We start from the raw sequence: 24,087 nt of genomic DNA on the forward strand, positions 1-24,087 counted from the left end.
AAGAGAACCGTCACGGCGATCGAACCCGAATTCAGCGTATTAGGAGTGCTCTCATGGCACGCGTATGCCAAGTAACTGGGAAAGCGCCGATGAGCGGCAACAACGTTTCCCACGCCAACAACAAGACGAAGCGTCGCTTCCTGCCGAATCTGCAAAACCGCCGGTTCTGGGTGGAAAGCGAAAACCGTTGGGTGCGTCTGCGCGTCTCGAACGCCGGCCTGCGCCTGATCGACAAGAACGGCATCGATTCCGTGCTCGCTGATCTGCGCGCACGCGGCGAAGCCTAAGTCCAAGGAGCACGAACATGGCGAAAGGCGCACGCGACAAGATCAAGCTCGAGTCGACCGCTGGCACGGGTCACTTCTATACGACCACGAAGAACAAACGCAACATGCCGGAAAAGATGGAGATCATGAAGTTCGATCCCGTCGCCCGCAAGCACGTGGCGTACAAAGAAACCAAGATCAAGTAATTCTCCGGTTTCAAAGAGCCTGACGATGACGAAAAGCCCCGCAATCGCGGGGCTTTTTGCATTGGCGCGCGCACACCCGCTTCTTCGGCGCGGTATGCTCTGCCCTTTCCGCCCGCATTGCGCATGGCGGAAAAGATAAGACGAAACGCGCAAGAAACGGAGATGCAGATGAATTTCGATGTGGCGATCGTGGGCAGCGGCCTCGCCGGCTTGTCGGTCGCGCTCAATCTCGCGCAAACGCGGCGCGTCGCGCTGATCGCGAAACGCTCGTTGATGGAGGGCGCGAGCGACTACGCGCAAGGCGGCATCGCCGCGGTGCTCGATTCGGCGGACAGCGTCGAGAACCACGTGAACGACACGTTGATCGCGGGCGGCGGCTTGTGCGACGAGGCGGCCACGCGCTACATCGTCGAGCACGGCCGCGAAGCGATCGAATGGCTGATCTCGCAAGGCGTGCCGTTCACGAAGGACGACGCCGCGGAGCTCGGCTTCCATCTGACCCGCGAAGGCGGCCACAGCCATCGCCGCATCATCCACGCGGCCGACGCGACGGGCCACGCGGTGCTCGCGACGCTGTCCGAGCGCGCCCGCGCGCACCCGAACATCACGTTCTTCGAGGATCACCACGCGATCGATCTCATCACGTCCGATCGCCTCGGGCTGCCCGGCCTGCCGGGCCGGCGCTGCGTCGGCCTTTACGCGCTCGACGTGAGCACCGGACAGACGATGACGATCGAGGCGCCGCACACGGTGCTCGCGACGGGCGGCGCCGGCAAAGTCTATCTGTACACGACGAACCCCGACACCGCGACGGGCGACGGCATCGCGATGGCGTGGCGCGCGGGCGCCCGGGTCGCGAACATGGAGTTCATCCAGTTCCATCCGACGTGCCTGTTCCATCCGTACGCGAAGTCGTTCCTCATTTCCGAGGCGGTGCGCGGCGAAGGCGGCCTCCTGAAGCTGCCGGACGGCACCCGCTTCATGCCCGCGCACGATTCGCGCGAGGAACTCGCGCCGCGCGACATCGTCGCGCGCGCGATCGACTTCGAGATCAAGAAGCGCGGAATCGACTGCGTGTATCTCGACATCAGCCACCAGCCCGAAGCGTTCCTGCGCGAGCACTTCCCGACGATCTTCGCGCGTTGCCTCGAGTTCGGCATCGACATCTCGAAGGAGCCGATCCCGGTCGTGCCGGCCGCGCATTACACGTGCGGCGGCGTCGTCACGGACCTGGCCGGACGCACCGACATCGCCGGCCTGTACGCCGTCGGCGAAACGTCCTACACCGGCCTGCACGGCGCGAATCGCCTCGCGAGCAATTCGCTCCTCGAATGCCTCGTGATCGGCCGCGCGACCGCCGACGCGATCGAAAGCGCCGGCTACGATTCGGCGACGCACGGCCCGCTGCCCGCGTGGGACGAGAGTCGCGTCGCCGATGCGGACGAGGAAGTGGTCGTTGCGCACAACTGGGACGAACTGCGCCGCCTGATGTGGAACTACGTCGGCATCGTGCGCACCGACAAGCGCCTCGAGCGCGCTCAGCATCGCCTGAAGCTGTTGCGCGACGAGATCCACGAGTACTACGCGCACTTCCGCGTGAGCCGCGATCTGCTCGAGCTGCGTAATCTCGTCGACGTTGCGTCGCTGATCGTCGACAGCGCGCGGGCGCGCCACGAAAGCCGCGGGCTGCACTACAGCCGCGACTGGCCGCACGCGCTGCCCAAGGCGCTGCCGACCGTGCTCACCCCGCCGCGGCGCGTGCCGAAATAACGGCCCAACGGCCTGCCGCGCGCCACGAAGCGCCTCGAAACCGGCGCGACAAAAAAAGGCCGCCGGCGCGCAATGCGCCGGCAGCCTTTTTCCTCGGCCGAGCCGCACGTCCGGCGAGCCGGACGCGCGCCGCCATCACGTCATTCGACGATGCGCATCGAGTAGTCGGTTGCGCGCACGTCCTTCGTCAGCGCGCCGATCGAGATCCGGTCGACGCCCGTCTCCGCGATCGCGCGCACCGTGTCGAAGTTCACGCCGCCCGACACCTCGAGCACCGCACGGCCTTCGGTAACGCGCACCGCGTCGCGCATCATGTCGAGCGTGAAGTTGTCGAGCAGCACCGACTGCGCGCCGTGCGCGAGCGCCGTGCGCAGTTGATCGAGCGTCTCGACCTCGATCTGCACCGGCACGTCGGCGTTCAGCGCGAACGCCGCGTCGAGCGCCTCGCCGACGCCGCCCGCCGCCGCGATGTGATTCTCCTTGATCAGGATGCCCGCGTAGAGCGCGAGCCGCTGGTTCGCGCCGCCGCCGACGCGCACCGCGTATTTCTGCGCGAGCCGCAGGCCCGGCAGCGTCTTGCGCGTGTCGAGAATGCGCGTGCGCGTATCCGCGATCCGGTCGACGTAGCGGCGCGTCGCGGTCGCGACGCCCGACAGCAGTTGCAGGAAATTGAGCGCGTTGCGCTCGGCCGTCAGCAGCGCGCGCGCGGGGCCGCGCAGTTCGCAGACGATCGAATCCGCCGCCATCCGGTCGCCTTCGCGATACCGCCAGTCGATTTCTATCGACGAATCGACCGCGCGCATCACCGCAACGAACCACGGCACGCCGCACAGCACGGCCTCCTCGCGCACGATCACGCGCGCGCGGCGCGGCGCGCCGTCCGGCACGAGACGCCCGGTCTGATCGCCACTGCCGACGTCCTCGGCGAGCGTGTCGGCCACGTTGCGTGCGATCGCCGCGTCGAATGCGGCGCCGTATTCGCGCGAGATTTCCGCGAAGAGCGGCGACACTGCGTCGTTCGTCATGCCGCCCCCACGTTCGCGAAGAGCGACTGGTCGCGCTGCAGGTCGCCGCTCGCCTGCACGCGCTGCTTGCGTCGCGCGGCGAAATCGAGCATCCGGTCGATCGGCACGCGCGCGCGCTCGGCGATCGCGGCATCGACGAAGATCTCGTTGTGGCCGCGCTCGAGCACCTCGGCCAGGTTCGACAGCGCGTTCATCGCCATCCACGGGCAGTGCGCACAGCTCTTGCACGTTGCGCTGTTACCGGCCGTCGGCGCCTCGATGAAGGTCTTGCCCGGCGCCGCGAGCCGCATCTTGTGCAGAATGCCGAGATCGGTCGCGACGATGAAGCGCTGCGCGTCGAGCTTCACGGCCGCGTCGATCAGCTGCGTCGTCGAACCGACGACGTCCGCGAGCGCGACGACGTTCTCCGGCGATTCGGGATGCACGAGAATCTTCGCGTCCGGATAATCGCGGCGCAGCAGATCGAGCTCGATGCCCTTGAATTCGTCGTGCACGAGGCACGAGCCCTGCCACATCAGCATGTCCGCGCCCGTCTTCTTCTGGATGTAGCCGCCCAGGTGCCGGTCCGGCGCCCAGATGATCTTCTCGCCGCGCGCATGCAGATCGGCGACGATCTCGAGGCCGATCGACGACGTGACCATCCAGTCGGCGCGCGCCTTCACCGCGGCGCTCGTGTTCGCATAGACGACGACCGTGCGGTCCGGATGCGCGTCGCAGAACCGCGAGAATTCGTCGACCGGGCAGCCGAGATCGAGCGAGCACGTCGCGTCGAGGTCGGGCATCAGCACGCGCTTGTCCGGGCTCAGGATCTTCGCGGTTTCGCCCATGAAGCGCACGCCGGCCACGACGAGCGTGCGCGCGTCGTGATCGCGCCCGAAGCGGGCCATCTCGAGCGAATCGGCGACGCAGCCGCCCGTCTCGTCCGCGAGTTCCTGCAGATCCGCGTCGACATAATAGTGCGCGACCAGCACGGCCTTCTCGCGTTCGAGCAACGCCTTGATCCGCGCCTTCAGCGCGTCGCGCTCGCCGGCGGCGAGCGGCTCGGGCACCTTCGCCCACGCCTCGCCTACGCCGCAGGCCGCCCCTGCTGCGAGCGGGCGGTCGTACTCGACGGGTTTGATCGCCGATTGCATCCTCATCTCCTATCGACCGGCGTTATCGCCTCAGCGCTTGTTCCGGTTCTGTGCAAAGCTCAGCCCTGCTGATCGGCCGCCGTCGTCGAACGGCGCGCCCAAAAGAAAAAACCCCGCCAGCGCGGGGTTTGTGACGTCCTGAAATTCTAATCGATTTCGGCGCGAACGACTCAGGCGTAGCGGCGCAGGCGCGTCGCGAACTCTTGCAGCGCCTTGATGCCGCTTTGCTCGGCGCGATGGCACCAGTCCTGCAGCTGCGCGAGCAGCTGTTCGCGCGACGCGTTCGAACGCTCCCAGATCGCGGCAAGTTCCGTGCGCAACTCGAAGAACGTATGCAGCTTCTGGCTGTTCGCGAAGATCTCCGGCAGCATCCGCTTCTGCGGCTCGTCGAGGCCCGCCTCTTCCTTGTGGAACCACTTGCGCGCGCCGCGCATCAGCTGATACTTCTCGCGTGCGCCGAGCTCCTTCAGGTGCACGAGCTCCTGCTTGTACGCGCGCTTGAGCGTCTTCGCGTAACGCGCCATCACTTCGTAGCGGTTCGACAGCACGGCCTGCAGCGTTTCCTGGTCGAGCACCGTCTTGCGCGCGGCGAGGCGCGGCGTCGGCGCGATCTTCTTCACCTTCGCGAGCCCGAACGCCGACATGATGCGGATGTACATCCAGCCGATGTCGAACTCGTACCACTTGTTCGACAGCTTCGCCGACGTGGCGAACGTATGGTGGTTGTTGTGCAGTTCCTCGCCGCCGATCACGATGCCCCACGGGAACAGGTTCGTGCTCGCGTCGGCCGCGTTGAAGTTGCGATAGCCCCAGAAGTGGCCGAGGCCGTTGACGACGCCCGCCGCCCAGAACGGAATCCACACCATCTGGACCGCCCACACGGTGAGGCCGACCAAACCGAACAGCGCGACGTCGATCACCATCATCAGGCTCACGCCGAGAATCGGGTACTTCGAGTAGAGATTGCGCTCGAGCCAATCGTTCGGCGTGCCGTGGCCGTACTTGCGCATCGTCTCCTCGTTCTTCGCTTCCGCGCGATACAGCTCGGCGCCTTCGAGCAGCACCTTCCAGATGCCGCGCGTCTGCGGGCTGTGCGGATCCTCCTCGGTCTCGCACTTCGCGTGGTGCTTGCGGTGGATCGCCGCCCACTGGCCCGTCAGCATGCCCGTCGTCATCCACAGCCACAGGCGGAAGAAGTGGCTCATGATCGGATGCAGGTCGAGCGCGCGGTGCGCCTGGCAGCGGTGCAGATAGACGGTCACGCCGACGATCGTCACGTGCGTGACGGCGAGCGTGAACAGCACGATCTGCCACCACGAGAAACGCAGAAGCCCGTTGGAAAAGAAATCGAGCAGGGAATTCAACAAGGCAGTTACCTGTGAAAGTAAGGACGCCGGCTCAAATGATCCGCGTCAAGAAAATGAAAGCATACCGCGTGATAGGACGGAATTTTACTGCATCCGTTCCAAGTCTTTGTAAAAAATGAATATTTTTTGCGGCGCCGCAATACGTGCGCGGGCGTTTTCGGGCTGCGCGGGGCGCGTCGGCGCCCCGCGCGGCTACGCGTCCTGCCGCGGCCGATCGGCCGCGAAGCCTTCCGCGCCGGCCGCGGGCGCGATTCCGTCCGGCAGCCCGATCACGCGCACCTCCCGTTGCGGGAACGGGATCGAGATCCCGTGTGCGACAAAAAGCCGCCAGATGTTCCGGTTCACCATCGAGCGCACGCTCGCCGTTCCCTTCGCCGAGTCGGCGATCCAGAAGCCGAGCTCGAGATCGATGCCGTCCGCGCCGAAGCCGACGAGATAAGGCGTCGGCGCCGGCTCCTCGAGCACGCGGTCGATGCCCTTCGCCGCGTCGGCGAGAAGCGACATCGCGTGCTCGACGTCCGACGTGTATGCGATCTGGACCGCGACCTTCGCGTAACCGCGCGTCAGGTACGACGACTGGTTCTGCACGACGTCGGTGATGAGCTTCTCGTTCGGGATCAGCGTCTCGTTGCCGTCGAGGCCGCGCACGACCGTGTAGCGCGTGCGGATCTGCGTGACGACGCCCTGCAGGCCGCCCACGTTGATCGCGTCGCCGAGCCTGAGCGACCGGTCGAGCAGGATGATGAAGCCCGACACGTAGTTGCTCGCGATCTTCTGCAGGCCGAAGCCGAGCCCGACGCCGAGCGCGCCGCCGAACACGCCGAGCACCGTCACGTCGATCCCGACGAGCGACAGGCCGATCAGCACCGCCGCGAAGATGAGCAGCGCGCGCCCGACGCGCGCGAGCACGACGCGCAGGTTCGCGTCGAGCGAGCGCGCGCGCATCAGCCGCTCTTCGAGCACCGAGCCGAGCCACATCGCGACGACGAGCGTCACGCAAACCCACAGCGCGCCCGACACCACGGACAACAGCGTGAGGCGCGCGTTCGCGACGCGGAACTGGACGCTGTCGAGCCAGACGAGCACGTCGTGCTGGATGCCGAGCACCGTGAGCGCCATCGCGATCCACACGACGATCGACGCGATCTTCTCGACGATCGACAGCCACGCGTGCGTGTGGCCGTCGCGAGCGAACACGCGGCGCGCGACGAAGAACAGGATGTAGATGAGACCGATGCCGAACAGCGGCACGAGCGCGAGCTGCAGCAGCGACGTCGGCATCAGCTCGTCGAACGCCGTCTCCGCGAGCCACATGAACGCGCCCCCGACGAGCGGAAACAGCGCGCGGTTCAGGCTGAGCGCGCCCGGCCCGGGCGAGCGGCCGGCCGAGCGGCGGCGCGCGTCGATCCGCCCGCGCACATAGCGCGCGACGAGCCACGCGAGCGCGAGCGAGCCAAGAAACGCGGCCGCCTGCCAGATCATCGCAGGCTGGCCGAAGTCGTGCGCGACGGCGGCGAGCCGCCGCGTCAGGTGATTCGTGACCATGCGCGAGCCCGCCCGTTACTGCGCGCGCCGCTCGAGGACCGCGGCGAAGAAGCCGTCGGTCGCGTGGCGGTGCGGCCAGAGCGACAGGTAGTCGCCCGTGTCGAGCGAAATCCGCTGCTCGGCGAGCACGCGGCTCGCCGGCACGAGCGCGAACGCCGGATGCGCGGCGAGAAACTCGGCCACGATCGTCTCGTTCTCCGCCTCGAGCACGCTGCAGGTCGCGTAGACGAGCCGGCCGCCCTTCTTCACGAGGCGCGCGGCGCTCGCGAGAATCGACGCCTGCTTCGGCGCGAGCTCGGCGATCGTCTCGCGCGACTGGCGCCACTTGAGGTCGGGATTGCGGCGCAGCGTGCCGAGGCCGCTGCACGGCGCGTCGACGAGCACGCGGTCGATCTTGCCCGCGAGCCGCTTGATCTTCGCGTCGTGCTCGCTGTCGATGAGCACCGGGTTCACGTTCGACAGGCCGCTCCTCGCGAGGCGCGGCTTGAGCTTCGCGAGGCGCTTCTCGGACACGTCGAACGCGTACAGGCGGCCCGTCGAGCGCATCATCGCGCCGAGCGCGAGCGTCTTGCCGCCCGCGCCCGCGCAGAAATCGACGACCATCTCGCCGCGCCGCGGCGCGACGAGCGAGCACAGCAACTGGCTGCCCTCGTCCTGCACTTCGATCTGTCCCTCTTCGAACAGCTTGAGCTTCGTGAGCGCCGGCTTGCCGACGACGCGCACGCCGAACGGCGCGAACGGCGTCGCGCCCGCGTCGATCCCGGCCGCGCGCAGGCCGTCGATCACCTGGTCGCGCGTCGCCTTCTGCACGTTCGCGCGCAGATCGAGCGGCGCCGGATAGTTGACGGCGGCCGCGAACTGCGCGAGCTCGTCGGCGCCCATGCGCTCGGCAAGCGCCTGATGAATCCAATCCGGCAGGTTCGTGCGCACGCGCAGCGGCAGGCTCGCCGGATCGATCTTCGCGACGTGGTCGAGCCACGCCCATTCGGCGGCCGACACGAACGGCTTGAGCGCCGAGCGGCCGGCCGTCTGCATCAGCCCGAGCAGCGCGAGCCGCCGCGCCGGCGCGCCCGTGCCGCTCTCGGCGAGGTGCGCGTACTCCATCTTCCGCCGCAGCACCGCGAACACCGCCTCGGCGATCACGCCGCGCTCGGCGTGGCCGAGCTTCGGATGCGCGCGGAAGAAACGGCTCGTCGTGACGTCGGCCGGGCCGGCGAATTTCAGGACTTCGGCGAGAAGCGCCTCGGTCTGGCCAATCAGGAATCCGTGCAGCTTCATACGCCCTCGCTCGTCGACATGTCGATTGCATCCGCGAACAGCCAGCGCGCCTCGTCCGGCGCGACGACGGCGCGCCCCGCTTCGAGGCGCAGCTTCCCTTCGACGAACCAGCGCACCGCGCGCGGATACAGCGCGTGCTCGGCCGCGAGCACGCGCGCGGCGAGCGCGGCGGCGTCGTCGCCCGCGACGACGGGCACGGCCGCCTGCGCGACGATCGCGCCGCTGTCGAGCTCCGGAATCACGAAGTGGACGGAGGCGCCGTGCAGCGCGACGCCCGCGTCGAGCGCCTGCTGGTGCGTATGGATGCCCTTGAAGCTCGGCAGCAGCGACGGATGGATGTTCAGCATCCGGCCCTCGTATTGGGCGACGAAGGCCGGGGTCAGAATGCGCATGAAGCCGGCGAGCACGACGAGATCGGGGCCGAAGCGGTCGATCTCGGCGGCGAGCGCCGCATCGAAGCTGTCGCGGCTGTCGAACGCGCGGTGATCGACGACGGCCGTCGCGATGCCGTGCGACGCCGCGAATTCGAGGCCCGCGGCGCCCGGCCGGTTGGAAATGACGGCGGCAACCTCGGCAGGCCAGCCCTCGCGCGCGCAAGCGCGTACGATGGCCTCCATGTTGCTGCCGCGGCCGGAAATCAGGATGACGAGTTTTTTCATCCGCGGATTTTACCATTCGGCCCTGCCGTTTCCGGCATCCTGAGCCGCCTGGCCGCCCGAACGTTTATAATCTTTTGCTTTGCGGCATCCGGCCGCTCTTCCCCCACGCTGCCACCGCTATCGTGAAAGTTTTCCGCGGCCTGCCCAACGCCGAAAGCCGCGCCCCGTGCGCGTTGACGATCGGCAACTTCGACGGTGTCCATCGCGGCCACCAGGCCCTGCTCGCGCGCGTGCGCGCGGCGGCGGACGCGCGCGGGCTGCCCGTGTGCGTGATGACGTTCGAGCCGCACCCGCGCGAATTCTTCAATCCGGCCAGCGCGCCGCCGCGGATCGCGATGCTGCGCGACAAGCTCGAGGCGCTGCGCGAGCACGGCGTCGAGCGCGTGGTCGTCGAGCATTTCAATCACACGTTCGCGAGCCAGTCGCCCGAGGCGTTCGTCGAGCGCACGCTCGTCCACGGGCTGCACACGCGCTGGATCATGGTCGGCGACGACTTCTGCTACGGCGCGAAGCGCGCGGGCAATTTCGCGTCGCTGAAGGCGGCGGGCGAGCGCTTCGGCTTCGAGGTCGAGCAGATGGAAACGCTCGCCGACGCCGACGGCGCGCGGATCTCGAGCTCCGGCGTGCGCGCCGCGCTCGCGGCGGGCGATCTCGACGCGGCCGCGCGCGCGCTCGGCCACGGTTACGCGATCAGCGGCCACGTCACGCACGGCCTGAAGCTCGGCCGCGACCTCGGCTTCCCGACGCTGAACCTGCCGATCGCGCACAAGCGCCCAGCGCTGTCGGGCATCTTCGTCGTCCAGGTGCACGGCATTGGGCCCGAGCCGCTGCCGGGCGTCGCGAGCCTAGGCGTGCGGCCGACCATCGACGATTCCGGCCGCGTGCTGCTCGAAGTGCACCTGCTCGACTGGCACGGCGACGCATATGGCAAGCTCGTTCGCGTCGAGTTCCTGAAGAAGCTGCGCGACGAAGCGAAATTCGTCGACCTCGAGACACTCGCGCGCGCGATCGCGCAGGACGTCGTCGACACGCGCGCGTACTTCGCCGAACACGGCCGCGCGCCGGGCAGCCGCGCGACCGGCTTCGCGACGTCCGCCACCGACCGAATTAGCTGATCGACGCCGCGCCCGCACCGGGCGCCCCCGTCCGCCGCGCCGCCCGAAGCCGGCGCCGCGCCTCACCGATTTCACGACGCACGAGCGTCCCCAAGATTTCACAGCGATCCCGACATGAGCAACAAGAAAGCCGATTCGAAACCGCAGGCCAAGTATCCGGTCAACCTGCTCGACACGCCGTTCCCGATGCGTGGCGACCTCCCGAAGCGCGAGCCGCAATGGGTGAAGGACTGGGAGGCGCGCGGCGTCTACGACAAGATCCGCGCGGCGAGCGAGGGCCGCCCGAAATTCATCCTGCACGACGGCCCGCCGTACGCGAACGGCGACATCCACCTCGGCCACGCGGTCAACAAGATCCTGAAGGACATGGTCGTGAAGTCGCGCAACATGGCGGGCTTCGACGCGCCGTACGTGCCCGGCTGGGACTGCCACGGCATGCCGATCGAGATCCAGATCGAGAAGCAGTTCGGCAAGTCGCTGCCCGCCGCCGAGGTGATGGAGAAGGCGCGCGCGTACGCGACCGAGCAGATCGAGAAGCAGAAGGCGGGCTTCAAGCGTCTCGGCGTCCTCGGCGAATGGGGCAATCCGTACAAGACGATGAACTTCCTGAACGAGGCGGAGGAAATCCGCGCGCTCGGCAAGATCATCGAGAAGGGCTACGTGTACCGCGGCCTGAAGCCCGTGAACTGGTGCTTCGACTGCGGCTCGGCGCTCGCCGAGGCGGAAGTCGAATACAAGGACCGCACCGATCCGACGATCGACGTGCTGTTCGCGTTCGCGGAGCCCGAGAAGACCGCGCGCGCGTTCGGCCTGGCCGCGCTGCCGCGCGCCGACGGCGGGATCGTGATCTGGACCACGACGCCGTGGACCATTCCCGCGAACCAGGCGCTCAACCTGCATCCGGAGATCGCCTACGCGCTCGTCGACACCGAACGCGGCCTGCTCATCCTCGCCGAGGAACGCGTCGAGGCGTGCATGAAGGACTTCGGCCTGACGGGCAACGTGATCGCGACGGCGCGCGGCGACAAGCTCGCGAACCTGCGCTTTCACCACCCGCTCGCCGCCGCGCATCCGGGCTACAAGCGCACGTCGCCCGTCTATCTCGGCGACTACGTGACGACCGACACCGGCACGGGCATCGTCCACTCGTCGCCCGCATACGGCGTCGAGGATTTCACGTCGTGCAAGGCGCACGGCATGACCGATTCGGACATCATCAACCCGGTGATGGGCGACGGCCGCTACATCGAATCGCTGCCGCTGTTCGGCGGCCTCACGATCTGGGACGCGAATCCGAAGATCGTCGACGCGCTGAAGGCGGCCGGCTCGCTCCTGCGCAACGAGCACTACTCGCACAGCTACATGCACTGCTGGCGACACAAGACGCCGATCATCTATCGCGCGACGTCGCAGTGGTTCGCCGGCATGGACACGCAGCCGGCCGACGGCGGCAAGACGCTGCGCGAGACCGCGCTCGACGCGGTCGACGCGACCGCGTTCTACCCGTCGTGGGGCAAGCAGCGCCTGCACAGCATGATCGAGAACCGCCCGGACTGGACGCTGTCGCGCCAGCGTCAATGGGGCGTGCCGATGGCGTTCTTCGTCCACAAGGAAACGGGCGAGCTGCATCCGCGCACGCTCGAGCTGCTGGAGGAAGTCGCCAAGCGCGTCGAGCAGGCGGGCATCGAGGCATGGCAGACGCTCGACGCGCGCGAGTTGATCGGCGACGACGCGAACCTCTACGAGAAGAACCGCGACACGCTCGACGTCTGGTTCGACTCCGGCACGACGCACTGGCACGTGCTGCGCGGCTCGCACAGGGATCAACTGCAGTTCCCGGCCGATCTCTACCTCGAAGGCTCGGACCAGCACCGCGGCTGGTTCCATTCGTCGCTGTTGACCGCGTCGATGCTCGACGGCCGCGCGCCGTACAAGGGCCTGCTCACGCACGGCTTCACCGTCGACGGCGAAGGCCGCAAGATGAGCAAGTCGCTCGGCAACGGCATCGATCCGCACGAAGTCGCGAACCGCCTCGGCGCGGAAATCATCCGCCTGTGGATCGCGTCGACCGACTATTCGGGCGAGCTCGCGATCTCCGAGGAGATTCTGAAGCGCGTGACGGAAGGCTATCGCCGGGTTCGCAACACGCTGCGCTTTCTGCTCGCGAACCTGTCGGATTTCGATTTCGCGAAGGACGCGCTGCCCGCGAGCGAATGGCTCGAGATCGACCGCTACGCGGTCGCGTTCGCCGCGCGGTTGCAGACCGAGCTGCTCGCGCACTACGAGAAGTACGAGTTCCACCCGGTCGTCGCGAAGCTGCAGACGTTCTGCTCCGAAGATCTCGGCGGCTTCTATCTCGACGTGCTGAAGGACCGCCTGTACACGAGCGCGCCGGCTTCGAACGCGCGCCGCTCCGCGCAAACGGCGCTCTACCACGTGACGCAGGGCCTGCTGCGCGTGCTCGCGCCGTTCCTGTCGTTTACGGCCGAGGAAGCGTGGCGCGTGTTCCAGCCGCAAAGCGACACGATCTTCACCGAGACCTACTACGCGTATCCGGAAATCGCGAACGCCGACGCGCTCGTCGCGAAGTGGTCGCTGCTGCGCGACGTGCGCGGCAACGTGACGAAGGCGCTCGAGGAAGCGCGCACCGCGAACCGCATCGGCTCGTCGCTGCAGGCGCAAGTCGAGGTGCGCGCGTCGGGCGCGCGCTACGACGCGCTCGCGAGCCTCGGCGACGATCTGAAGTTCGTGCTGATCACGTCGGCGGCGACGGTCGCGAAGGTCGACGCGGAAAGCGAGGAAGGCGTCGACGTCGCGACGTCGACGTACCAGAAGTGCGAGCGCTGCTGGCACTACCGCGAGGACGTCGGCGCGCACGCCGATCATCCGACGCTTTGCGGCCGCTGCTTCTCCAACCTGTTCGAAAACGGCGAAACCCGGAGCGCTGCGTAAATGGCGAAGACCCTGTCGAAATCCTCGGGCGGCGCGCTCGCGCCGTGGCTCGGCATCTCGCTCATCGTGATCCTGTTCGATCAGTTGACGAAGATCGCCGTGCTGAAAACGTTCGCGTACGGCGCGATGCACCAGATCACGCCGTTCTTCAACCTGACGCTGATCTACAACCGCGGCGCGGCGTTCGGCTTTCTCGCGACCGCCGGCGGCTGGCAGCGCTGGGCGTTCACGGCGCTCGGCGTAGGCGCGACGCTCGTGATCTGCTATCTGCTCAAGCGCCACGGGCATCAGCGCCTCTTCAGCCTGTCGCTCGCGCTGATTCTCGGCGGCGCGCTCGGCAACGTGATCGACCGTCTGATCTACGGTCACGTGATCGACTTCCTCGATTTCCACGTCGGCGCGTGGCACTGGCCCGCGTTCAATCTCGCCGACTCCGCGATCACGGTGGGCGCGGTGCTCCTCATCTACGACGAGCTGCGTCGCGTGCGCGGCGCGCTCTGAGCGCATACACTTCGCGCAGGGGCCGGCGCTCGCCGGCCCCACGTGCTTTCGGAGGCCTCAGTTGGCACACGCAGAACTCGCAGGAAAACATCTCGTCCTCGGCCTGACGGGCGGCATCGCCTGCTACAAGATCGCCGAGCTCACGCGCCTTCTGACGAAGGCGGGCGCGACCGTGCAGGTCGTGATGACCGACGCCGCGACGCAGTTCATCACCCCCGTCACGATGCAGGCGCTGTCCGGCCGCCCCGTCTACACGAGCCAGTGGGACGCGCGGATGCCGAACAACATGGCGCACATCGATCTGTCGCGCGAAGCCGACGCGATCGTGATCGCGCCCGCGTCGACCGATTTCCTCGCGAAGCTCGCGCACGGCTTCGCCGACGATCTGCTGTCGACGCTGTGCATCGCGCGCGACTGCCCGCTCCTCGTCGTGCCCGCGATGAACCGCCAGATGTGGCAGAACCCGGCGACGCAGCGCAACGTCGCGCAATTGCGCCACGACGGCGTCGCGGTGCTCGGCCCCGATTCGGGCGCGCAGGCGTGCGGCGAAGTCGGCGACGGACGGATGCTCGAGCCCGAGGCGATCTACGAGGCGATCGTGTCGCACTTCCAGTCGAAGGTGCTCGCGCACCGCCGCGTGCTGATCACGGCCGGCCCGACGTTCGAGCCGCTCGATCCGGTGCGGGGCCTCACGAACCGCTCGAGCGGCAAGATGGGCTTCGCGATCGCGCGCGCCGCGCAGCAAGCGGGCGCCGACGTGCATCTCGTCGCGGGCCCCGTCCATCTGCCCACGCCGTGGGGCGTGTACCGCGAGGACGTGCAGACCGCGCAGCAGATGTACGACGCGGTGATGAACGCGGTGCCGGACGCCGACGTGTTCGTCGCGGTCGCCGCGGTCGCCGACTGGCGCGCCGCGCAGCCGGCCGAGCACAAGATCAAGAAGACCGCCGACCACAAGATGCCGGCGCTCACGTTCGTCGAGAACCCGGACATCCTCGCGACCGTCGCGGCGCTGCCCGATGCGCCCTACTGCGTCGGCTTCGCGGCGGAGAGCGGCGATCTCGACGTGCACGGCGAAGAAAAGCGCGTGCGCAAGAACGTGCCGCTCCTGATCGGCAATCTCGGGCCGCTCACGTTCGGCCTCGACGACAACGAAGTCGTGCTGTTCGAAGCCGGCGGCACGACGCGCCTGCCGCGCGCCGACAAGATGACGCTCGCGCATGCGCTCGTCGCCGAGATCGCGAAGCGGCTGCCCGATACAAGCCTCATCTGACGCATCGCCGCGGCCGTGCTCTCTCTCTCAACCTCCGTCACCGATTTTCGCCGCATGAAACTCGACCTGAAGATTCTCGACGCGCGCATGCGCGATTACCTGCCGAAATACGCGACGACGGGCAGCGCGGGCCTCGACCTGCGCGCCTGCCTCGACGCGCCCGTCACGCTGAAACCGGGCGACACGGCGCTCGTGCCGACGGGCCTCGCGATCCACCTCGCCGATCCGGGCCATGCGGCGCTGATCCTGCCGCGCTCGGGCCTCGGCCACAAGCACGGGATCGTGCTCGGCAACCTCGTCGGCCTCATCGATTCCGACTATCAGGGCGAACTGATGATCTCGACGTGGAACCGCGGCCAAACCGAGTTCGTGCTGAATCCGTTCGAGCGCCTCGCGCAACTCGTGATCGTGCCGGTCGTGCAGGCGACGTTCAACCTCGTCGACGATTTCGCGCAAAGCGAGCGCGGCGCGGGCGGCTTCGGCAGTACCGGCCGCGGCTGAAGCCGCAACGACAAAACGCGTGCGGGGGCGTTGCCGCCCCCGCACGCGCTTGCTTCCCGCCATTTACTCCACTGCCGCTTGAGCGCCGCTCACTCCTCGAGCGCCGGCGCTTTCCAGCCAAGCTGCGACTGCCGCACGCCTGTCGCCTCCTTCGCCTGCTTCGCTTCGGCGAACACCGCATAGACGACCAGCGCGATCAGCACGCCCGCGAGAATCGCCGACGAGCCGACTGTGCCGAACCCGAGGCCGCCCTTCGCGACGGGCTTCGTCAGCAGATCGCCGACCGTCGCGCCGAACGGACGCGTCAGCACGAACGCCGCCCAGAACAGGAACACCTTCGATACGTTCGTGAAATACGCGGCGAGCACGATCACCGCGAGCAGGCCGCCGATCAGGAACGCGCCGCCCGCGAAACCGAGGCCCGAGCTGTCGGCGAGAAAATCGCCGAGCGCCGTGCCGAGCGTGTTCGAGAACAGGATCGCGATCCAGTAGAGCAACTCGACCTTGCGCGTGCGGATCTCGGTGACGGCGAGCGATTCGCCCTGCAGCCGCCACACCGCGAAGATCGTCAGCAGGATCGCGATCAGAATGCCGGAGCCGGCCGCATAACCGAGGCCGAGCGTGCGGTCCATGAAGTCGGACATCGTCGTGCCGGCCGTGCTCGTCGCGACGATCACCGCCCAGTAGATCGCGGGGCGGTAGCGCGTCGTCGCGAGTTGCGCGGCGAGCGTGACGATGAAGAACGAGAACAGGATCAGCGAACTATACGCATAGCCGACGTTGAGCGTCATCGACAGCAAATCGCCGCCGGTTTCGCCGAGCGTCGTCGCGCAGATCTTCATCACCCAGAACGCGAGCGTGATCGCAGGGAGTTTGTTCATGCGAGCCTCTCGAAGGAATTCGAAACAGATCAATCGCCGCGATGCGGCACGAGACTCGAATGCTAAGGAACGTTCGCTTAAGAGAGCGTTAACCCGTATACGCGGTGCGCGAACATCCGTCTGACGGGCGCGCGCACGCCGCACGCGCTCGTCACTGCCGTCTGCGCAGGATTCCGTCGGGATTCACGCCTGGGATGAAACAATCTCGCGCGGTCACGACGAGGTAATCGCCGAGGCGCCGTACATCGAGATCGCACATGCCGTCCGACGCCTGCATCCGCGACAGCGTCGCTTCGGCGTCCGACACGCGCCGCATCCGCATCAGCATCTCGACGCGCGGCTGCGCGCCGCCCGCGCCCGCGAACGAATAGCTGACGCGATCGCCGTGCGCGATCAGCCGGCGCGCGCCCGCGCTGCTGCGCCAGTGGCCGTCCCACGCGGACTGGCGCACCGGCGTCCTCACCTGCCGCAAATGCGAGCGCACGAGCCAGCCGGACGTCGCGACGCCCGAGTCGTCGATGTACGTCGCGTGCACCATTGCGCCGAGCCACATGTCACCGTTCGGCGATTCGCTGACGATCACCTCACCGCCTTTCGGCACGGAGCGGCCGCTGTTCCTGAAGTGAAACGACACGCCCTCGGCGTCCGACTCGCGCGTGAAGAACGGGGCCTTCGGCGCCTGCACGCTCGCCAGCCACGGCGTCGTGTCGAGGAGCGGCACCGCCGCGTTGCTCGACGACGCGCGCAACGCCGATGCAAACGCGACGCCCAGCGGCTGGACGAGCGAGACACTCACGAGCGTCCCCAGCGCGACGCGCTTTGCCGCACGCGCGAACGCGGCGGCCGCCGCGCGACCGGCATCGCTTGCTTCGCCCGTCTTCCCTTTCGTCGGCATGTCGTCTCTCGCCAGAAGTGCAACGCGGCAAGCGCCGCCGCCACGCCGCCACGCCGCCACGCCACCATGACGCCGCGCCGCCGTATCCCGGTCCCGGCGTCGCGCTATTGCGCCGTCCGTGCGCTTCGCGTCGCGTCAGCGAGCGTGCCGCGCACGGTAATGCAGCCGATACGCGAGCGTCAGCAGCGCGACGAACGCAATGCCGATCATCATCGTCATTCTGAACTCCCGCGTAAATGCCGTCGTCACGAGCACCGCGCCGACGAGCGCCGCGCCGAGCAGGCTGCCCACCGGATGCAGCCGCATCCGGAACGCGGGCGCCGGGCCCCGGTAACGCGCGCGAAAGTACAGGTGCGTGACGAAGATCATCAGCCACGTGAACAACGCGCCGAACATCGCGATCGCCATCAGCAGCGTGAACGCGGTGTCCGGATACAGCGCGACCAGCACGGCCGCGACCGCGACGCCGCTCGACGACACCACGAGCGCCGCGAGCGGCACGCCGTTCGCGCCGACGCGCCCGAACATCGCCGGCGCAAGCCGCGCGCGCGACAGGCTGAACATCATCCGCGTCGTCACGTAGAGCTGGCTGTTCATCGCGGAGAGCGCGGCGACGAGCACGACGAAGTTGATGACGCCCGCCGCATACGGCACGTTCGTCGCGGCCATCACCTTGACGAACGGGCTCTCGTCGGTGCCCGCCTGCGTCCACGGCACGATCGCGAGCATCAGCGCGAGCGTGAGCAGATAGAACAGCACGAGGCGGAACACCGTCGAACGGAACGCCTGCGACACCGCGCGCTGCGGATCGCGCGCTTCGCCCGCCGCGATCGCGACGGTTTCGATGCTCATATAGCTGAAGATCGCGACGATCACCGCGACCCACGCGCCCGAGAAGCCTTTCGGGAAGAAGCCGCCGTGCGCCGAGTAATTTGCGAAGCCGATGCCGGACGAAGCGGGCGCGGTCGCGACGTAGTACGCGCCGAGCGCGATGAACGCGACGATCGCAGCGATCTTCAGCAGCGAGAACACGTATTCGACGACGCCGTAGAGCGTGACGCTCGTCATGTTCACCGCGACCAGCGCGGCGGAAAACCCGATGACCCAATACCAGCCGGGCACGCCGGGATACCAATACTTCATGAAGACGGCGATCGCGCTCACCTCGGTGCCGACCGCGAACACGACGGCCGACCAGTACGCGTAGCGGACGAGAAACCCCGCGAGCGGGCCGACGTAATGCTCCGCATATGCGCCGAACGAACCTGACGTCGGATGCGCGACCGTCATTTCCGCGAGCGCGCCCATCAGCAGCAGCGCGATCAGCGCGCCGATCGCATACGACACCAGCACGCCCGGCCCCGCGAGCCCGATTGCGAAGCCGCTGCCCAGAAAGAGCCCTGTCCCGATCGCGCCCCCGATTGCGATCATCGCCATCTGCCCCGACGAAAGCCCGCGCCGCAGGCCCTTTTCGCGCTCGACGATCGAGTCGAACGTTCGTTGTTGTTGTGTCAAACCAAACTCCTGCTTTCGTGCTTTTTTCCTGCCGCAAATAAAACGAAACGGCGCGGGAAACATCCCGCGCCGTTTGTTCGAAGCGTTCGGACGAGCGGTTATTCGACTTCGATCGCCTCTTCGTTCGGCTTGCTGGGCGGCGTCGCCGTCTTGTCGAACGACAACTGCACCTTGTCGTTCTCGTCGACGTCCACCGTCACGTGGCCGCCGTTGACGAGCTTGCCGAACAGCAGCTCGTCGGCGAGCGCGCGCCGGATCGTGTCCTGGATCAGCCGCTGCATCGGCCGCGCGCCCATCAGCGGATCGAAGCCGTGCTTCGCGAGATGCTTGCGCAGCAAGTCGGTGAAGAGCGCGTCGACCTTCTTCTCGTGCAACTGCTCCTCGAGCTGGATCAGGAACTTGTCGACCACCCGCATGATGATTTCCTCATCGAGCGAACGGAAGCTGATCGTCGCGTCGAGCCGGTTGCGGAACTCGGGCGTGAACAGGCGCTTGATGTCCGCCATCTCGTCGCCGACTTCGCGACGCGTCGTGAAGCCGATCGTCGCCTTCTGCATCGACTCCGCGCCCGCGTTCGTCGTCATGATGATGATGACGTTGCGGAAATCCGCCTTGCGGCCGTTGTTGTCGGTCAGCGTACCGTGATCCATCACCTGCAGCAGCACGTTGAAGATGTCCGGATGCGCCTTCTCGATCTCGTCGAGCAGCAGCACGCAGTGCGGCTTCTTCGTGACGGCCTCGGTGAGCAGCCCGCCCTGGTCGAACCCGACGTAGCCCGGCGGCGCGCCGATCAAGCGGCTCACCGCGTGGCGCTCCATGTATTCCGACATGTCGAAGCGAATCAGCTCGATACCGAGCGTGAACGCGAGCTGCCGCGCCACCTCGGTCTTGCCGACGCCCGTCGGGCCGGAGAACAGGAACGCGCCGATCGGCTTGTCGAGCTTGCCGAGGCCCGCGCGCGCCATCTTGATCGCGGCCGCGAGCGCGTCGATCGCCGGGTCCTGGCCGAACACGACGCTCTTCAGATCGCGATCGAGCGTCTGCAGCTTGCTGCGGTCGTCCTGCGACACGCTCTGCGGCGGGACGCGCGCGATCTTCGAGATGATTTCCTCGATCTCGCTCTTGCCGATCGTCTTCTTCTGCTTCGACTTCGGCAGCACGCGCTGCGCGGCGCCCGCTTCGTCGATCACGTCGATCGCCTTGTCGGGCAGATGACGGTCGGTGATGAAGCGCGCCGACAGTTCGGCCGCGGCCGACAGCGCGCCCGACGAATACTTGACGCCGTGATGCTCCTCGAAGCGCGACTTCAGGCCGCGCAGGATCGCGACCGTCTGCTCGACGGTCGGCTCGGTCACGTCGACCTTCTGGAAGCGCCGCGACAGCGCCGCATCCTTTTCGAAGATGCCGCGATATTCGGTGAACGTCGTCGCTCCAATGCACTTGAGCGTGCCCGACGACAGCGCCGGCTTCAGCAGGTTCGACGCGTCGAGCGTGCCGCCCGACGCGGCGCCCGCGCCGATCAGCGTATGGATCTCGTCGATGAAGAGGATCGCGTGCGGACGCTCCTTGAGCTCCTTCAGCACCGTCTTCAGACGCTGCTCGAAATCACCGCGGTACTTCGTGCCCGCGAGGAGCGCGCCCATGTCGAGCGAATACACCTGCGCGTTCGCGAGGATGTCCGGCACCTCGCCGCGCGTGATCCGATATGCGAGGCCCTCGGCGATCGCCGTCTTGCCGACGCCCGCCTCGCCGACGAGGAGCGGATTGTTCTTGCGGCGGCGGCAGAGCACCTGCACGACGCGCTCGACTTCGGATTCGCGCCCGATGAGCGGATCGATGCGGCCGTCCTTCGCCATCTGGTTCAGGTTCTGCGTGAACTGCGCAAGCGGCGTTTCCTTCTGCGTGCTCGCGTCCTCGCCCTCCGCGTTCGCGTCGGCGGGCTTCGCGGATTCGCTGCTGCTCGTCTTCGCGATGCCGTGCGAAATGAAGTTCACGACGTCGAGGCGCGTCACGCCCTGCTGCTGCAGATAGTAGACCGCGTGAGAATCCTTCTCGCCGAAGATCGCGACCAGCACGTTCGCGCCCGTGACTTCCTTCTTGCCGTTCGACGTCGACTGCACGTGCATGATCGCGCGCTGGATCACGCGCTGAAAGCCGAGCGTCGGCTGCGTGTCGACGTCGTCGGTGCCGGGAACGGTCGGCGTGTTGTCGTGGATGAAATTGCGCAGGTTCTGACGCAGATCCTCGATGTTCGCCGCACACGCGCGCAACACCTCGGCTGCCGTCGGATTATCCAGCAGGGCCAACAACAGATGCTCGACCGTAATGAACTCATGCCGCGCCTGGCGCGCTTCCATGAACGCCATGTGCAGGCTGACTTCCAATTCCTGGGCAATCATGCTTCCTCCATCACGCACTGCAGCGGATGCCCGGCCTGCCGCGCATGGGTAACGACTTGCTCGACTTTGGTCGACGCGATGTCTCGCGTATAGACCCCACAAACCCCCCGCCCTTCGCGATGCACCTTCAGCATAATCTGTGTGGCCGTTTCGCGATCTTTCTTGAAATACTCCTGCACGATCATCACGACGAATTCCATTGGCGTGAAGTCGTCGTTCAGGAGCACCACCTTGTACATCGAAGGTGGCTTGAGCTTCTGTTCCTTGCGTTCCAGGACGGTGCTGTCCTGCTTGTCCGGGATAATCGCCATACACCCATTCTAAACAACTCGGACAGGCCCGCAATCCTGTCATTAACCGACTGACCAGCCGGCGCCCTCCCCGGCTCCCCGCGTGCGGCAGCGTCCCTCTCATATCGAACGGGAGCCGGCTGCGGTGCCGGCTCCCGTTCGATATGCAAGCATGCGGCATGCCGCCCGCGCACCATGCATGGATCGAGTATCCCACAACGCGGACGACCTCGACCGCGCGTCACTCGAGCCTGGTATATGCGACGATTATGCGACTTTTCAAGCCGCCTCGCTCGCTCCGATGCTGCAAAGCAAAGCCGGATAAACCCTGAAAATGGGTTCTTTACAACGTCCCCGTATACGTCTAAAAATTCTCTTGACACTCTAATAAAGAGCGCCAACAATCAAGCTGGCACTTTTTTCAATTTGTCTTTACGACTATTGGAAGAGGCCGAGGTGAGCTTGTGAGGGGGGAACGGCTGCGTTTGCCGGTCGTTTAGCTTTTCGAGCGTGCTCGTTGTAAGTAGCGACTGTGTGACAGGGGAAGTAGGTATGGCAACTGGTATTGTCAAATGGTTCAATGACGCGAAGGGCTTCGGCTTCATCACGCCCGACGAAGGCGGCGAAGATCTGTTTGCACATTTCTCGGCGATCAACATGCAGGGCTTCAAGACCCTGAAGGAAGGCCAAAAGGTCAGCTTCGAGGTAGTGCAAGGCCCGAAGGGCAAGCAAGCGTCGAACATCCAAGCAGCTTGAGGGCCGTCTGGATCAAAATAGAAAACCCGGCTTCCAGCCGGGTTTTTTTTCGTCCGCCCGCGGCGCGCTCGAGCGCCACGACGAACCGAATATGCGCTCGATGACCGAACTCGGTCGCCGCGCATTTCAAACGACTTTCAGCACGCCCATCATCCCGAGATCCTCATGCTCGAGAATATGGCAGTGGAACATCCGCTCGCCGCGCTCGAACTGCGCCGTGAGAATCCGCACGCGCTCGCCCTGCCGAACGTTCACCGTGTCGCGCCACGCGCGATAGGGCTCCGGCGTCTTGTTTCCGTCGATCTCGCGCTCGACGACCTGGAACTGCGTGCCGTGCAGATGAAACGGATGATCCATGTCGGTTTCGTTACGAATCGTCCACAATTCGACGTCGCCGCGCCGGCTCGTCAATGTCGCGCGGTGCGGCTCGAACGTCGCGCCGTTGATCATGAAGCGCATGCCGGCCGGTCGGCCGTGCGCGGGCGAGCGCATCATCGCGTTCATGTCCATCTGCTCGCCGAACGACACGTCCTTGCGCGCGACCGGCTCGCCGAGCGAGGGCACCGCGCGCAAATGCGCGGGCAGCGCACGCGGCGCGCCGGGCTCGAACGCGACGTCGGCGAGCGGCAGCGCGGGATCGGGCGGCAGGCTGCCGTGCGCGGCATCCGACATCGACATCTTGCCGCGGTCGTACTCGAGCGCCGTCAGCACTGCGCGCGACGCGCGATCGCCCGCGCGCACGACGAGCTCGGCGCGCTCGCCGGGCGCGAGCAGCAGCGACGTCACGTCGCGCGGCGCGTCGAAGAGGCCGCCGTCGGTGCCGATGTGCGCGAACGATCGGCCGTCGTCGAACCCGATGCGCAGATAGCGCGCGCTGCACGCGTTCCATACGCGCCAGCGCTCGTCGCCGGCGAGCGAAATGCGCGGCCGTCGCGCACCGTTGACGAGCACGAACTGGCCTTGGCGGCCGTTCATCCAGTCCATCATGTCGTTCGGCGCAATCGTTCCGTCGTGTGCAAGCTTCAGATCGGAGATGAACAGATGCCGCTCGGGCCAGCCGGCGAGCGGATCGTCGGCCGCGCGCACGACGAACGGCCCCGCGAGCCCGCGAAACACCTGCTCGGCCGTCGCCATGTGCGGATGCGGGTGGTACCAGTACGTGCCCGCGCTCCCCTTCGGCAGCGTGAAGCGATAGACGCGCGTCGTGCCCGGCGCGACGAGATCGGACGGATTGCCATCCTGGTCGGGCGGCACGGGCAGCCCGTGCCAGTGAATCGTCGACGGCTGCGGCAGCCGGTTGACGAAGCGAAGCTCGACCGCGTCGCCTTCGCGCACGTCGATGAGCGGGCCGACCACCGGCCCCTGCACGCCCGCGCCGAATTGCCAGAACGTCGTCGGCGCGGCGCCCGGCAACAGCGTGCGCGCGACGGGCTGCGCGACGAGCGTCGCGCGGAACACGCCGGGCTCGCGGCTCTCGTTCGCGAGCACGCGCAACGCGGCAAGCGGCGCGCCGGCAGGCAGCGCGTCGGCGGCCGCGAGCGCCTGCGCCGCCGGCTTCGCGCGCGGTGCGCGGGCGGGCGCGGGCGACATGCCCGGCATGTCGTCCATGCCTTCCATGCCGCCCATGTCGTGCATCTCGCCGCCGGCCGCAAGTGCGCCGCGCGCGAAGAGCGACGCGACGGCCGCGGCCAGCGCGCTGGAAAGAAAATGTCTGCGCAACATCGATCGACTCCTGTGTCGCCGAAACGGAAATTCCGACG

At 66.9% G+C, this 24,087-nt stretch carries 21 protein-coding genes; 9 read left to right on the top strand and 12 right to left on the bottom strand.

Annotated elements, in window-relative coordinates; genetic code table 11:
• The first annotated feature begins 53 nt into the window (after positions 1 to 53).
• The 3 genes from rpmB to nadB all read left to right on the top strand — a co-directional run bounded on the left by rpmB (position 54) and on the right by nadB (position 2,242).
• Complete coding sequence (gene rpmB / locus X946_RS07140) at positions 54 to 287, top strand: 50S ribosomal protein L28 (protein ID WP_004186391.1); 234 nt, start codon at positions 54 to 56, stop codon at positions 285 to 287.
• A 17-nt stretch (positions 288 to 304) separates the two neighbouring features.
• Positions 305 to 472, top strand: a complete 168-nt coding sequence (rpmG, locus tag X946_RS07145) for a 50S ribosomal protein L33 (protein WP_004185395.1) — start codon at positions 305 to 307, stop codon at positions 470 to 472.
• A 168-nt stretch (positions 473 to 640) separates the two neighbouring features.
• Positions 641 to 2,242, top strand: a complete 1,602-nt coding sequence (nadB, locus tag X946_RS07150; protein WP_038745317.1) for an L-aspartate oxidase — start codon at positions 641 to 643, stop codon at positions 2,240 to 2,242.
• A gap of 140 nt (positions 2,243 to 2,382) precedes the next feature.
• On the opposite strand, the gene nadC is transcribed toward nadB, so the two are convergent.
• The 6 genes from nadC to purN all read right to left on the bottom strand — a co-directional run bounded on the left by nadC (position 2,383) and on the right by purN (position 9,249).
• Positions 2,383 to 3,267, bottom strand: coding sequence for a carboxylating nicotinate-nucleotide diphosphorylase (gene nadC, locus X946_RS07155; protein ID WP_038745259.1), 885 nt, complete (start codon positions 3,265 to 3,267; stop codon positions 2,383 to 2,385).
• Positions 3,264 to 4,400, bottom strand: a complete 1,137-nt coding sequence (gene nadA / locus X946_RS07160; protein WP_038745261.1) for a quinolinate synthase NadA — start codon at positions 4,398 to 4,400, stop codon at positions 3,264 to 3,266. Before nadA ends, nadC begins: the two co-directional genes overlap by 4 nt.
• Positions 4,401 to 4,570: 170 nt before the next feature.
• Complete coding sequence (locus X946_RS07165) at positions 4,571 to 5,767, bottom strand: DesA family fatty acid desaturase (protein ID WP_038745263.1); 1,197 nt, start codon at positions 5,765 to 5,767, stop codon at positions 4,571 to 4,573.
• A gap of 192 nt (positions 5,768 to 5,959) precedes the next feature.
• Positions 5,960 to 7,312 carry a mechanosensitive ion channel family protein gene (locus tag X946_RS07170; RefSeq protein ID WP_038745264.1) on the bottom strand — a complete coding sequence of 451 codons (1,353 nt, stop codon included), beginning with the start codon at positions 7,310 to 7,312 and terminating at the stop codon, positions 5,960 to 5,962.
• A gap of 15 nt (positions 7,313 to 7,327) precedes the next feature.
• Positions 7,328 to 8,590, bottom strand: coding sequence for an RsmB/NOP family class I SAM-dependent RNA methyltransferase (locus X946_RS07175; RefSeq protein WP_038745266.1), 1,263 nt, complete (start codon positions 8,588 to 8,590; stop codon positions 7,328 to 7,330).
• Entirely contained in the window at positions 8,587 to 9,249 is a 663-nt protein-coding gene (gene purN / locus X946_RS07180) for a phosphoribosylglycinamide formyltransferase (RefSeq protein WP_038745268.1), read from the bottom strand. Before purN ends, X946_RS07175 begins: the two co-directional genes overlap by 4 nt.
• 122 nt (positions 9,250 to 9,371) lie before the next feature.
• On the opposite strand from purN, the gene X946_RS07185 reads away from it, so the two are divergent.
• The 5 genes from X946_RS07185 (at position 9,372) to dut (ending at position 15,591) form a co-directional block, all read left to right on the top strand.
• Positions 9,372 to 10,364 carry a bifunctional riboflavin kinase/FAD synthetase gene (locus X946_RS07185; RefSeq protein ID WP_038745270.1) on the top strand — a complete coding sequence of 331 codons (993 nt, stop codon included), beginning with the start codon at positions 9,372 to 9,374 and terminating at the stop codon, positions 10,362 to 10,364.
• Between the two features lie 114 nt (positions 10,365 to 10,478).
• Positions 10,479 to 13,316, top strand: a complete 2,838-nt coding sequence (gene ileS, locus X946_RS07190) for an isoleucine--tRNA ligase (protein ID WP_038745271.1) — start codon at positions 10,479 to 10,481, stop codon at positions 13,314 to 13,316.
• Positions 13,317 to 13,817, top strand: coding sequence for a signal peptidase II (gene lspA, locus X946_RS07195; RefSeq protein WP_038745274.1), 501 nt, complete (start codon positions 13,317 to 13,319; stop codon positions 13,815 to 13,817).
• A 61-nt stretch (positions 13,818 to 13,878) separates the two neighbouring features.
• Entirely contained in the window at positions 13,879 to 15,090 is a 1,212-nt protein-coding gene (gene coaBC, locus X946_RS07200; protein ID WP_038745276.1) for a bifunctional phosphopantothenoylcysteine decarboxylase/phosphopantothenate--cysteine ligase CoaBC, read from the top strand.
• A gap of 54 nt (positions 15,091 to 15,144) precedes the next feature.
• Entirely contained in the window at positions 15,145 to 15,591 is a 447-nt protein-coding gene (gene dut / locus X946_RS07205) for a dUTP diphosphatase (protein ID WP_038745278.1), read from the top strand.
• 89 nt (positions 15,592 to 15,680) lie between these two features.
• Here dut and X946_RS07210 read toward each other — a convergent pair whose 3' ends face one another.
• The 5 genes from X946_RS07210 to clpS all read right to left on the bottom strand — a co-directional run bounded on the left by X946_RS07210 (position 15,681) and on the right by clpS (position 21,592).
• Positions 15,681 to 16,472, bottom strand: coding sequence for a COG4705 family protein (locus tag X946_RS07210; protein ID WP_038745280.1), 792 nt, complete (start codon positions 16,470 to 16,472; stop codon positions 15,681 to 15,683).
• Positions 16,473 to 16,623: 151 nt separating this feature from the next.
• Positions 16,624 to 17,367 carry a hypothetical protein gene (locus X946_RS07215; protein WP_038745282.1) on the bottom strand — a complete coding sequence of 248 codons (744 nt, stop codon included), beginning with the start codon at positions 17,365 to 17,367 and terminating at the stop codon, positions 16,624 to 16,626.
• Positions 17,368 to 17,502: 135 nt separating this feature from the next.
• Positions 17,503 to 18,882, bottom strand: coding sequence for an amino acid permease (locus tag X946_RS07220; RefSeq protein ID WP_038745284.1), 1,380 nt, complete (start codon positions 18,880 to 18,882; stop codon positions 17,503 to 17,505).
• A gap of 98 nt (positions 18,883 to 18,980) precedes the next feature.
• Positions 18,981 to 21,281, bottom strand: coding sequence for an ATP-dependent Clp protease ATP-binding subunit ClpA (clpA, locus tag X946_RS07225; protein WP_038745286.1), 2,301 nt, complete (start codon positions 21,279 to 21,281; stop codon positions 18,981 to 18,983).
• Positions 21,278 to 21,592, bottom strand: a complete 315-nt coding sequence (clpS, locus tag X946_RS07230) for an ATP-dependent Clp protease adapter ClpS (RefSeq protein ID WP_009892611.1) — start codon at positions 21,590 to 21,592, stop codon at positions 21,278 to 21,280. Before clpS ends, clpA begins: the two co-directional genes overlap by 4 nt.
• Before the next feature lie 531 nt (positions 21,593 to 22,123).
• On the opposite strand from clpS, the gene X946_RS07235 reads away from it, so the two are divergent.
• Positions 22,124 to 22,327: a cold-shock protein gene (locus X946_RS07235; RefSeq protein WP_004196460.1), complete on the top strand. Its 204-nt coding sequence runs from the start codon at positions 22,124 to 22,126 to the stop codon at positions 22,325 to 22,327.
• Positions 22,328 to 22,453: 126 nt separating this feature from the next.
• Here the strand turns inward: X946_RS07235 and X946_RS07240 are convergent, their stop codons facing one another.
• Positions 22,454 to 24,049, bottom strand: a complete 1,596-nt coding sequence (locus tag X946_RS07240; RefSeq protein ID WP_038745288.1) for a multicopper oxidase family protein — start codon at positions 24,047 to 24,049, stop codon at positions 22,454 to 22,456.
• Positions 24,050 to 24,087: the final 38 nt, after the last annotated feature.

Origin of the sequence: Burkholderia sp. ABCPW 111, assembly GCF_000773065.1 — a bacterium.
Classification (GTDB): Bacteria; Pseudomonadota; Gammaproteobacteria; order Burkholderiales; family Burkholderiaceae; genus Burkholderia; species Burkholderia savannae.